Origin of the sequence: Ureibacillus sp. FSL K6-3587 (assembly GCF_038593165.1) — a bacterium.
Classification (GTDB): domain Bacteria; phylum Bacillota; class Bacilli; order Bacillales_A; family Planococcaceae; genus Ureibacillus; species Ureibacillus suwonensis.
The window spans coordinates 1,064,410-1,076,633 of sequence record NZ_CP151969.1; the positions used below are offsets into that span (position 1 = coordinate 1,064,410).

Below are 12,224 nucleotides of genomic sequence, written 5' to 3' on the forward strand. Positions count from 1 at the left end.
CCTACTCCTTCTCTAATCGTTTTGCTTCATTCCAAAATTCATCCAATTGTTCCAATGTAAAATCGTCAAAAGTTTGACCGCTTTTTCTTACCTGTTCTTCAACAAATTGAAATCTTCTGGCGAATTTTTCGTTGGCATGCACCATCGCTTCCTCCGGGGAAATTTTATAAAAGCGTGCAATGTTGACCAGCGTAAATAACACGTCCCCGAATTCATCCAACACGGTTTCACTTGTACCTTTCTCTAATTCTTGGCAAAATTCCTGCCATTCCTCTTCAAATTTCTTGATGGCTCCGCCCGCATCAGGCCAGTCGAAGCCGACAGATGCCGCCTTCTTCTGATAATTATACGATGTTTGCAAAGATGAGCTTGGCCGATATTCCCCTTTGAGCAGCGATCCTTTTTGTTCTCCCTTTTCCTGTTTTTTTATTTCCTCCCAATTCGTTACGACTTCATCGGCATTTTTTACAGTGATGTCGCCGAATACATGAGGATGACGTCGGATCATTTTTTCGGAAATGCTCTCCAACACTTCTTCCAAATTGAAATAACCTTCATCCTCCCCGATTTGGGCATGCAGGAAAACCTGCAACAAAATGTCGCCCAATTCTTCCACCATGCCAAAGTCGTCTTTTTCATCAACCGCCGCCAAAAATTCATGTACCTCTTCGATCAAATATTTTTTCAAACTTTCGTGGGTTTGTTTCCGGTCCCACGGGCAACCATTAGGCCCCCGAAGTGTTGCGATGATGCTTCTGAACGTTCTCCAATCTTTTAATGCATCAAGATCGCTTTTTACCGGTGGGACATAAATGGTCGTCAAATTGTTGATTTCCACCGCCTGATCCAGCTCATAAAGAGGAACCGTTTTAAGCTGTTCCTGTATTGAACCTGCCGCTGTAACAATCGTCACCGGATAATCATCCCGGTATTTTTCCATTAACGTTAACTTCACTTCCGATGCGCTGAATTGGTCATATACCTGGGCAATCAGCACATGGGAACGCATATTGACATCATGAATGGAAAAGCTTGTGCCATCCAACAATTGAAACCCTTCAATCGGGTCAATTTTTAATGCGGTAAAGATGGGATCCAAAAAGCTTTGGCCACCGGCAAAGGAGATTTGCACTTTGCCCTGTCTTTCAGCCTCAATCAACAATTGCACCGTTTGTTCTGCCACCAATGGATGCCCGGGTACCGCATATACAACCGGCTCTTCCTTCGCCGCTTCGATTAACCGTTCGGCAATCTCCTCATAAACCGGTTGGAAGGAATCATGTTTTTCATAAACTTCATCAAAGCTTTTAAATTGCAATCCTTCCTCTTGCAGTTCATGGAGAACCGGGTGATCCATTGTGCGAACATACACTTTTTTTGCTTCCTTCAATTTTTTATAAACGCCCATCGGCAGTTGCTCGTAATCTGATGCGCCTAAACCGACGATTGTGATATGCATACATCCACCTACTTTCTTTTATTTAACCAAAGCTGATAAGCGGCCATTCGGCGGCCAAATGGAATCAAAAACCATTCTTTTTCGGAAAGCATCCGGGATTTTGCCACAAAGGTCAAAAATACGAACGCCCCTGTCACAATTAATACAGAGCCGAAAACGACCGCTTCCATTCTGCCGCTGGAAAACATACCGCTCTTCATTTGCAGACATTCATTCAGCAAAAGCACAGCCAATGCCATCGCTATGCCGGCACCGGTCAATTTTATGTAAAAACGCAGAGGAGCAAATTGGACGGATGTCAATTTTTTTAAGTATCCAATAAATAATATTGAAGCGAACAATAACACGACACCGCTTGAAACTGCAGAGCCCAGCACATTCCATAACGGGACAAGGGTCATATTTCCAATCCCTTTGAATAGAATGGCCCCTGTTAAAATTAAAAACGGCACTTTCAGTTTCCCCATCCCCTGCAAGATGGCTGTAAATGTCAAAATGATTGACAACGGTATGATTTGTAAAACATAAATGGTCAAAACCATTTGCAATGCATTCGTTTCAAATAGCATTTTATTGACGTACGGCATGACGATCACCAGTCCGAGAGAAGAGGCCACTCCAAAAAGGAGGGCAGTCCTGTAAGTCAATTGGATAAAAGGCTTTGCTCCTCTTCCCGTTTTCTTTTTGGACTGGACCGCCACCAGCGGAACAATGGCAATGGATAATGAGGAAGCGATGACAATCCCCAATTGAACAAGAGATTGACCACGGTCATAAATCCCTTTCATTTCTTTCGCCAACTGGGATTCGATGCCGTTTTCCACCATCAATGAATAAACCGTGAAGGAATCGATCAGTTGGAAACACAAAAGCAATAGACTGCTCATGCTGATGCTGATACTCAATAGTGTCACTTCTTTAATGATGGGCCACTTCTTTTCACGATGATGCTTTCCTATGTTTTTAAAGGGAACGGTGGAAAAGGATTTTCCGGAAAAATAAACCAACAACAACACCCCTGCCACTTCCCCAATGACCGTTCCCAGCACAGCCATATGCCCGGCTGAATAAAGGGAGCGGGAAGTCGCCATCACAAAAAAAGCGCCTGCCAAAATAATCGTTACCCGGATGAATTGTTCGAATACCTGTGCTTTGGCAACGGGCGACATTTCGCCACGGGATTGAAAAGAGCCCTTCATAATCGCCAAAAATGGCATAAACAACGTGACAAAGGAACCCGTTCTCAATAAGGGCGACAGCTGTTCATCCCCCATCCACTCCGCCAACAACTCTGCGCCAAAAAATAAAACGGAGAAAAAAACGAGGGATAATCCGGCCAAGTATAAAAATACCGTCCGAGAAATCAGGCCTTTTTTCAAAGAAGCATCCGGACAAAGTTCCGCATCCGCCAACATTTTCGAAATGGCAACCGCAAATCCTCCTGATGTCCATGCAACGAAAAAGGATATGAACGGATAAACTTGCTGATAAATATAAAATCCCGCATCTCCCACTAAATTTTGAAAGGGAACCCGGTAAATGGCACTCATAATTTTTACAATGATCGCGGATATTGTCAGAAGCAATGCTCCTTTCATATATCCTTTCATTCCGATTGAATTCGACATACCTATATTCTCTATCCTTTCTACATACTAGAAAGTATACCAAAGAGTCATTGAAATAAAAAAATGAACTTTCCTATGCCACGATAATGGAAAAATTCCCGCGGGTTTCCATCAAATCGGATTTCCCAAAACATAGTACCGCAAATCATCTTCATTTACTATGCCTCCATTTTCATTCGTCCAATTGAGCCATTGAGCCGGTCTTCCTAAATAAAGAAAAAACGCCTCTTATGCAAAGAGACGTTTTCAAACTGATTTAGTTTTCCATTTGCTTTCCTAAGAAGTGAGCCGCCGTTTCCGCCGCTTTTTGTTCTACTTCGCTTAAAAAGTGCACTTTCGAAAGCAAATATACCGCCCCAATTGTGTCACCGTTTGCAACAATTGGTGCAACACAATAGGATTTGACTTGTTCAAATTGTCCTGGCACCAATTCAATCGTCGTTTCATTCTTTTCCAATACGACAGAACGTTGTTTCATGAAATCCTCTGCAAAACTTGACAGGCGACGATTTGTGTAATCCTTCTTCGATAAACCTGCCACAGCAATCATTTCATCACGGTCGCTGATCAACGCAGGTGTCCCTATCGTTTCATACAAGGATTCAACATATTCTTTTGCAAACTCGCCTAAATCATTAATCGGGGAATATTTTTTTAGGATAACTTCTCCTTCGCGATCCGTATAGATTTCCAAAGGATCTCCTTCTCGAATTCGCATGGTTCTGCGAATTTCTTTCGGGATTACAACACGACCTAAATCATCGATACGACGTACTATTCCTGTTGCTTTCATCTTTGCTGCCTCGCTTTCTGAATTCGTTTTATTTCACAGATAGTATGTTTACTCTTTAGGCAAAGTATGCAAAAAATGCATGGGGAGGATTTTGTGTGAAATGTTTTTAATTCGTCAAAAATTTGTAAAATTAATATGCCCCAAAAATTTTAAAAATATAACAATTTAGTGAAAAACAAAATCAATCTAAAACTTTTGGTAAACAAAATGACCCAATCAAATTTGGGTCATTGTTTACAGTATTATTTTGCTTCTTGTTCCACTACATTATTCTTCCTTGCCTTATAAATTATTTCAGCGACTTGTTCCAATACGTCCAGCGGATTATATTTCCCACATTTTTTCTCATCAATCGTCACGGTCAAAATAGGTCCATCCATGCTGAAACCGACCGCTTTTTCAAATTTCATTGTTTCAGCGACTACGACGGAACCATCGACATTTTTAGTCCCCTCTTCAGAAAAGACGATGGAAATGATTTTTTGTTTTTCTTTAATGGAAACAATGCCCGCTTTGCCTGCCCACGCCTTGATTCTTGCGATGCGCAACAGTCTTTCGGTTTCAGGAGGCAAATCGCCGAACCGGTCGTGCAATTCTTCGAGGATTTCATGATAATCTTCCGGATTTTCCATCGCTTTGATCCGTTTATACATTTGAATTTTTTGGTAGCCATCCGGAATATATTGATCCGGAATGTAGGCATCTACATGAAGGATGATTTCCACTTCTTCCTTCTCTTCCCGTTTTTCGCCTTTCAGTTCCACAATGGCTTCTTCCAATAATTGTGAGTATAAATCAAATCCCACCGTATCGATGAAGCCGTGCTGTTGAGCCCCGAGCAGATTGCCTGCACCACGAATGGACAAATCGCGCATGGCAATTTTAAAACCGGAACCTAATTCCGTAAATTCTTTGATCGCTTGAAGGCGTTGTTCCGCAACTTCCGTTAATACTTTATCCCGCTGATACATGAAATAAGCGTATGCGACCCTGTTGGATCTTCCGACGCGGCCGCGCAGCTGATAAAGCTGGGAAAGTCCCATTTTATCAGCATCATGAACGATTAACGTATTAACATTCGGCATATCCACGCCGGTTTCAATAATGGTCGTTGTCACAAGTACATCAAATTCGCCATTTAAAAAGCTGAGAATGACGGATTCCAGTTGCGTTTCAGTCATCTTGCCATGGGCGTATGCCACCCGGGCTTCCGGCACGAGCGTCTGAATTTCCTCGACTTTTTTCGTCATATCTTCCACACGGTTATATAGATAAAATGTTTGACCTCCCCGCGCCATTTCCCGCTCGATGGCTTCCCGAACCAAGGCTGGACTATATTCCATCACATATGTTTGAACAGGGAAACGGTTTTGCGGAGGCGTTTCAATAACCGAAAGATCTCTCACACCCACCATCGACATATGAAGGGTTCTTGGAATCGGTGTCGCTGTCAGTGTCAACACATCCACGTTCGTTTTCAACTGTTTAATTTTCTCTTTATGAGCCACGCCAAAACGTTGCTCCTCATCCACAATCAATAATCCCAAATCTTTGAAGGCCACATCTTTCGAAAGAAGGCGGTGTGTGCCAATGACGATATCCACTGTCCCATCTTTCAATCCTTTTATCGTTTCCGCCTGTTCTTTTCTCGTGCGGAAACGGCTCAGTAAACCGACATTAATGGCATAATCCTCAAATCTTGCGCTAATGGTTTCATAGTGTTGTTGTGCCAATATCGTCGTCGGCACGAGAAAGGCCACTTGTTTGCCATCCATAATCGCTTTGAAAGCTGCACGGATGGCCACTTCCGTTTTCCCGTATCCCACATCTCCGCAAACAAGCCGGTCCATTGGCCGTTCCCGTTCCATATCCCGTTTAACTTCCATAATGGTGCGAAGCTGGTCTTCCGTTTCTTCATACGGGAAAGCATTTTCGAATTCCCGCTGCTCATCTGTATCCGGAGAAAAGGCATATCCTTTTTCCGCTTCCCGTTTTGCATAAAGTTTAATGAGTTCTTCCGCAATATCCTTAACAGCGGATGACACTTTTGCCTTCGCTTTTTTCCATTCCGTACCGCCCAGCTTGTGGAGTTTTGGTTCCTTTCCTTCCGATGAAACATATTTTTGGACTAAATCAATTTGATCGACAGGAACAAATAATTTGTCATCACCGCGGTAGCGGATATGGAGGTAGTCTTTGTGGGTGCCGTTCACTTCAAGGGTTTGAATGCCCACATATTTCCCGATTCCGTGATGCACATGGACCACATAGTCTCCCGGTTTGATTTCCGTATAACTTTTAATTCTTTCCGCATTGGTCATTTTCTGAGGCCGGGATTTTTTCCGCTTTGTTTGTTGTTTGAATAATTCATCATCCGTCACAACGGCAATCCGTTGCAAAGGAAATTCAAAGCCGGCGGTCAGCTGGCCATCCACCAGGAAAATTCCTTCTCCGTTCGGCAGCCCGATCGTCACATCAATCTTGTAATCTTCCAACATATTTTTTATCTTTTCTAAACGCTGTTCCCCATCCGCTACAATCAACACGGTGAACTTTTCTTTCTTCCAACGCTCAACTTCATTTTGCAAAAGGGAAATTTGCCCATGGAATTGCTGCATCGGTTTACATGAAAAGTTCGTTGTTTGGTCAAAGCGAATGCCGGAGAAAGTACGTGTAAATAAATTGAAGTAAATTTTCGGAAGATCCAACATGGACAAGATTTCTTTTAAGGAATAGGAAGGGTGGACGTCATGCACCATTTTTCCTTCTTCAATTAATGAAATGAACCACTCTTCCTCTTCCCGCTCCCAAGCTTCGGAAACCTCTTGGATCCGTCCCAGTTCATCGAATAGAATCAGGCCGTCTTCCGAAAAATAATCTCCTAAAAATGCCGGTTTTTCGTATAATAAGGATCCATACTTCGTAACATGGTTAGGCAGATTCCCCTGTTTCAACATTTCAATGTCGTACTGGATATTTTCATATAACGCTTCTTGCACTTCCTGTTTTTTGACCTTTTTAATGCTTTTGGCAAGCGCTTTTTCAAGCCGTTCAGCCAGTTGGACGCGCTGTTCCATGGTGAGCAGGAGCTCTATGGCTGGCAGGATCCGGCATGACTCCAATTTTTTAATGGAGCGTTGATCATCTGCGGAAAACTCACGGATGGAATCCACTTCCGTATCAAAAAGTTCAATACGAAATGGTGACTCTGCATATGGTGGATAGATATCAAGTATTCCTCCACGCAATGCAAACTCACCTGGTGTTGTGACCATTTGGCTTCGTGTATAACCCATCTCTACCAACTTCGAAAGCCAGTGGTCTATATCCATTTCTTGTCCGACATGTACTTCCAAAAGATTTTGTTTCCATTGTGCCACAGGTGTCATATATTTTCTCATTCCGGCAATCGGAATGACATATACCGCCGCTTCTTCTCTCGCTAAATGATCCAATGTGGATATCCGCCTTGCTCTCAGCTCAGGAGATGCGATTGTCATGTCCGCGGCAATGAATTCATCCGCCGGATAATAATGCACTTTTTCCTCTCCCACAAGGGATGTTAAATCATCCACCAGCTTTTGTGCCTGCAATAAATTGGGGGAAATAATATATAAAGGCCGATTTAATTCTCTGAAGAGGGAGTTAATCAATACGGCGCGCGCGCTTCCCGTCAATCCCGTAATCAAATGGGATTTCTCTTTTGGCTCTTTCAAGTCATTGATCAACTTGTTTATATGTTTTTCTTGAGAGAATAATTGAGTAATTCCTCTCATGAAGTGATCCTCCTTTCATCAAGGCGCTCGCTTATGTAATCCATTCTATGAATCAATGAAAACATGCCGCTCACTACTAAAAATTCTAAATACTGGAAAAGCCTTGGACTGAAGAGCCCAAAGCGTGTTTTCATTTATTGAATCCATTTATTTAAAGCGTAGTAATCAGGAAACTGACGTAACGATTCTTCGCAATGTTCACAAATACAGTGTATTGTCGTTACTCCAAGTTCATCTTTCTCAATAAACTCTTCGATTTCTCCAACTTCAAATAAATGAATCTTGCGGATTGTTTCTTCTTCGTTAAAAGGTAAAGTGCCCAATTCTGTATTACAATATCTACAACGGTAACGAACAGTCATACTGGACCTCCTTTGAAAGCTGGGTATATTCCAAGTATAGACTGTTCCATAATCAATTATGCACTTCATTAATTCAGCAATAAAACGATTTAATTATACTCGTTCATTACATCGATAAATTTCTTTGACAGCCATGCTTCACAAGCTTGAACCACTTTCTCAATCGCTTGCTCGATGACCGGTTCTTCTTCCTTCGAAAATTTGGACAGCACGTAGTCGGGCACTTTCATGCCAGCCGGGGGACGGTTGATCCCAACACGAATCCGTTTAAAATCCTGCGTTCCAAGATGCTGGATCAGCGACTTCATTCCATTATGCCCGCCGGCACTCCCCTTTTGCCGCAATCGGAGTTTTCCGGTTTCCAAATCCAAATCGTCATAGATGACAACGATTTCATCAATATCTATATCAAAGTAATCAATGATCGGACGGACGCATTCACCCGATAAATTCATATACGTGAGAGGTTTTAACAGCATGACTTTTCCTTCGGGACGATGGACAATGGCATACATGCCGTTGAATTTTGTTTCACTTAAAGTTGCATTCCATTTATTTGCCAATGCATCCACGCACATGAATCCGATATTATGCCGCGTCCGTTCATACTGTTTTCCCGGATTTCCTAAACCAACAATCAGTTTCATGAAACCATTCCTTTTATTATATCTAATCGTTGCTTATTTTATCACATAATATCAGAAAGTTCCTACTTAAAAGAAATGCACCTGAACGCAACCGTCGATCATTGAACATAAAAAACATACTAACATTAGTAGTACAGACCTAGGCCAAGGTTTGTGCTACTATTTTTTTTATAGTAGAAGTGAAGGAAGGTCGAACAGCCCCTGGGACCAAATAGAGTCCGTATTAAAAACAGACCAACTTCACATCCTTATTTGAATCAGTTTAGTATGTTGGGTCCGAAGAGACCGTGTATAAGAAAATGGAATCGATAAGGCAATGTGAAGAACTTCTATGTTTGGCTAAAAAGGAGAGGCAGAAAATATGAAACACGTAGTGGCATTTGATGTCAGTATGGGGAAAAGTACAATGGTCATTTACGACCGTTATCGTCAATGCGAATATGAGGGTGAAATAACCCATAACCGTTACTCTTTCAAGAAATTAAACGAAACCCTTATATCTTTAACACAAAAAGATGGACAGGCACCTGATATTGTCTTTGAAGCAACAGGCGTATATTCAAAACCACTAGAACGATTCTTAGGTGATCAAGGTTATATGTATTATCGAGTTAACCCACTCGAAGCGAATATTCAAATGGCTTCAATGAGGAGACAAAAAACAGATAAAAGCGACGCTCATGAACTTGCGAAAACTCACTTTAGAGTTGAACGTGAACAAACTTATCAAGAAGAGGATTATTATAAACAAATGCGTGCAATGACGAGATATTATGATGAATTAAGTAGTGAAATGACGCATTTATATAGTCGTTTACATGCGATTCTACAATTGAGTTTTCCCGAGTTAGAAAAGCTATTCAGTAAACGTTCTGCTTTATTTTTGAATGTCGTTCAATTATACCCTCATCCGGATCATGTGTTAGTTTGTTCAAAAACAGTGATTCGTAATCGTTTAAAAGCCAACACAAGAAAAAACTTATCATTGGCACGTGCTGAAGAAAAAGGGATCGCTTTAATCGAAGCAGCAAAAGAAGCGTATCCAGCAATTTCAAAAGATGATATTCGCTGTGAACAAGTGCGGGATTATGCCAAACGGATTGCAGACTTGAAGGAGAAAAGAGATCAACTTGTCCAAAAGATGGTTAAATTATCGAAAGATAAACAAGAGTATCAGATTTTAATTTCATTTCCAGGAATCGGAGAAACGACTGCAGTTCGTTTAATTGGAGAACTAGGAGATATTCGACGATTCAAAAACCATAAACAACTGAATGCTTACGTCGGTATTGATATCATGAGATATCAATCTGGGAATACCTTTTATAAAGACAAGATTAATAAAAGAGGAAATAACAAACTTAGAAAGATTCTATTTTACATGATCCAGACCATGATCCAACTACGGAAAAATACACAAAATCATATTGTAGATTATTATGATAAATTAAAAACGCAACCCCAGAGGAAACCTCATAAAGTTGCGTCCATAGCATGCGTGAATAAGTTCTTGAAATCGGCTTATCACCTTATCACACATAATCTGAAATACGATTACGAAAAGGCAACAATGCATCAGTAATCGTAAGTAAGATTATATCACAAAGACCTGGCGAAAAAAATGGAAATCGTGAGGTCTATTTGTCATGCGAAAATTTATTTTGGAAGGAAGGGGTACCCCTTCCTTCCAAAATAAAATCTATGTGAACCAAATTATTTAATAAAAAACACTTGACTAGAGGTAAGAAAGGGTTGTCCAAGCTGAAAACCGCTCAGACAACCCAATGGGCTCATGCTTGAGATTGAGGCGCTTCTGTCGCTTTGATATCTTGATTATCATCATCGCCTTGTCCGGCATCACGGGCAGTTGCCGGTGCAGTGACGGTAAAGATTGTCACATCATCGCCTTCCAAAATTTTATAATCGACTCTCTCCCGAATATCACTTACAAACAATGTATCTCCAATGCCTAATGTAGAAATATCAATGTCGATTTTTTCCGGAATCTCAGCCGGCTTCACTTTGATTCTTAGCGTATTTAATATTTGCGTCAATACGCCTCCTTCTTTCACACCAATGGATTCACCGACTGCATGGATTGGAACATCCACTTCCACTTCTTCATCCATGTTGACGGAAAAAAAATCGATGTGCAAAACTTCTCCTTTTAACGAATCTCTTTGCACTTCATGAATCAGTGCTTTTACTCTTTTTCCTTCCACATCCAAATCGAAAATACCCGTTTTTCCCCTTTTTTGCACTTCTTTCGCGATTTCTTTATAATCGACTGAAATCGGAGTATTTTCGATATTGTAGCCGTAGATAACGGCAGGTATTCTTCCTCCTTTTCTAAGTTGGGCTAACTCTGAACGCACACCAGTCTTACGTTTTGTCGCTTGTAATACTGTGCTCATGCTTTTTACCCCTCCTTTAGAAAATGATGGACTTCCCAATTCTTATTATAGTCCACTTTTGAAAAGTTTCCATTCATCGCACAAGCTTTAAGAAAAGTATGTGTTCTTCACTATTCTGCCCAAAATAAAAAAATGTAGACAAAATCCGGAAAGATTTGTCTACATTTTTTATAATTAATCAAATAATGTACTTACTGATTTGTTTTCGTAGATACGAGAAATTGCTTCCGCCATTAATTGGGCTACAGATAATTGAGTAATTTTTGGAATCATTTTTTCCTCTGGCAATTTAATCGTGTTTGTCACCACTAATTCTTTAATGACAGAGTTTTGGATTCTCTCAATTGCCGGACCGGATAGCACCGGATGTGTACAGCATGCATACACTTCTTTGGCTCCACTTTCGATCAATGCATTGGCACCAATTGTGATCGTTCCAGCTGTATCAATAATGTCATCAATCAAAATGCAGATTTTTCCTTCTACATTACCAACAATATTCATCACTTCTGCCACGTTTGGTTTTGGGCGGCGTTTATCGATAATGGCAATCGGTGCTTTCAAGCGCTCAGCCATTTTGCGGGCTCTCGTTACACCACCGTGGTCTGGTGAAACGATCACTACATCATCTTCTGAGAAACCTTTTGATTTGAAGTATTCAGAAAGCAATGGTACCGCCATTAAATGGTCGATTAAAATGTCAAAGAATCCTTGGATTTGCGGAGCATGCAAATCGAGCACGATTACTCGGGTTGCGCCGGCTGTTTCCAACAAATTCGCCACCAATTTCGCAGTAATTGGTTCCCGCGCTTTTGCTTTGCGATCTTGTCGTGCATATCCGTAATAAGGAATTACCACATTCACTGTGCGGGCGGATGCACGTTTTACAGCATCAATCATAATTAAAAGTTCCATTAAGTGTTCATTCACTGGATAGGAAGTAGATTGGACGATGAACACGTCGCAACCGCGGATACTTTCTTCAATATTGATTTGAATTTCCCCATCACTGAAGTGTTTTACAGAACATTTTCCCAATTCCACACCCATTAGTTCCGCAATTTCTTGTGCTAATGGATAATTTGAATTTAACGAGAATATTTTTAATTTTGTGTCAGCGTATGAATACGGCATGATGGCCTCCT

General features: G+C 41.1%; 9 protein-coding genes. 1 reads left to right on the forward strand and 8 read right to left on the reverse strand.

What is annotated here, in order from left to right; translation table 11 throughout:
• Position 1: 1 nt before the first annotated feature.
• From mazG to pth, 6 genes are all read right to left on the reverse strand, one after another.
• Positions 2-1,459 carry a nucleoside triphosphate pyrophosphohydrolase gene (mazG, locus tag NSS77_RS05190; RefSeq protein ID WP_342470685.1) on the reverse strand — a complete coding sequence of 486 codons (1,458 nt, stop codon included), beginning with the start codon at positions 1,457-1,459 and terminating at the stop codon, positions 2-4.
• Positions 1,460-1,467: 8 nt separating this feature from the next.
• Positions 1,468-3,087 (reverse strand): polysaccharide biosynthesis protein, encoded by a 1,620-nt coding sequence (locus tag NSS77_RS05195; RefSeq protein WP_342470686.1) that lies wholly within the window; start codon positions 3,085-3,087, stop codon positions 1,468-1,470.
• A gap of 256 nt (positions 3,088-3,343) precedes the next feature.
• Positions 3,344-3,880: a stage V sporulation protein T gene (gene spoVT / locus NSS77_RS05200; protein WP_342470687.1), complete on the reverse strand. Its 537-nt coding sequence runs from the start codon at positions 3,878-3,880 to the stop codon at positions 3,344-3,346.
• 242 nt (positions 3,881-4,122) lie between these two features.
• The gene (mfd, locus tag NSS77_RS05205) at positions 4,123-7,656 is read right to left on the reverse strand and encodes a transcription-repair coupling factor (protein ID WP_342470688.1); all 3,534 of its coding nucleotides are present in this window, start codon (positions 7,654-7,656) and stop codon (positions 4,123-4,125) included.
• Between the two features lie 134 nt (positions 7,657-7,790).
• Complete coding sequence (locus NSS77_RS05210; RefSeq protein WP_342470689.1) at positions 7,791-8,018, reverse strand: anti-sigma-F factor Fin; 228 nt, start codon at positions 8,016-8,018, stop codon at positions 7,791-7,793.
• A gap of 89 nt (positions 8,019-8,107) precedes the next feature.
• Entirely contained in the window at positions 8,108-8,665 is a 558-nt protein-coding gene (pth, locus tag NSS77_RS05215) for an aminoacyl-tRNA hydrolase (protein ID WP_342470690.1), read from the reverse strand.
• Positions 8,666-9,026: 361 nt separating this feature from the next.
• Here pth and NSS77_RS05220 point away from each other — a divergent pair, with 361 nt between their 5' ends.
• Positions 9,027-10,247, forward strand: a complete 1,221-nt coding sequence (locus NSS77_RS05220) for an IS110 family transposase (RefSeq protein WP_342468463.1) — start codon at positions 9,027-9,029, stop codon at positions 10,245-10,247.
• A gap of 208 nt (positions 10,248-10,455) precedes the next feature.
• On the opposite strand, the gene NSS77_RS05225 is transcribed toward NSS77_RS05220, so the two are convergent.
• The gene (locus NSS77_RS05225; RefSeq protein WP_342470691.1) at positions 10,456-11,079 is read right to left on the reverse strand and encodes a 50S ribosomal protein L25/general stress protein Ctc; all 624 of its coding nucleotides are present in this window, start codon (positions 11,077-11,079) and stop codon (positions 10,456-10,458) included.
• A gap of 174 nt (positions 11,080-11,253) precedes the next feature.
• Positions 11,254-12,213 (reverse strand): ribose-phosphate diphosphokinase, encoded by a 960-nt coding sequence (locus NSS77_RS05230; RefSeq protein ID WP_342470692.1) that lies wholly within the window; start codon positions 12,211-12,213, stop codon positions 11,254-11,256.
• Positions 12,214-12,224 lie beyond the last annotated feature (11 nt).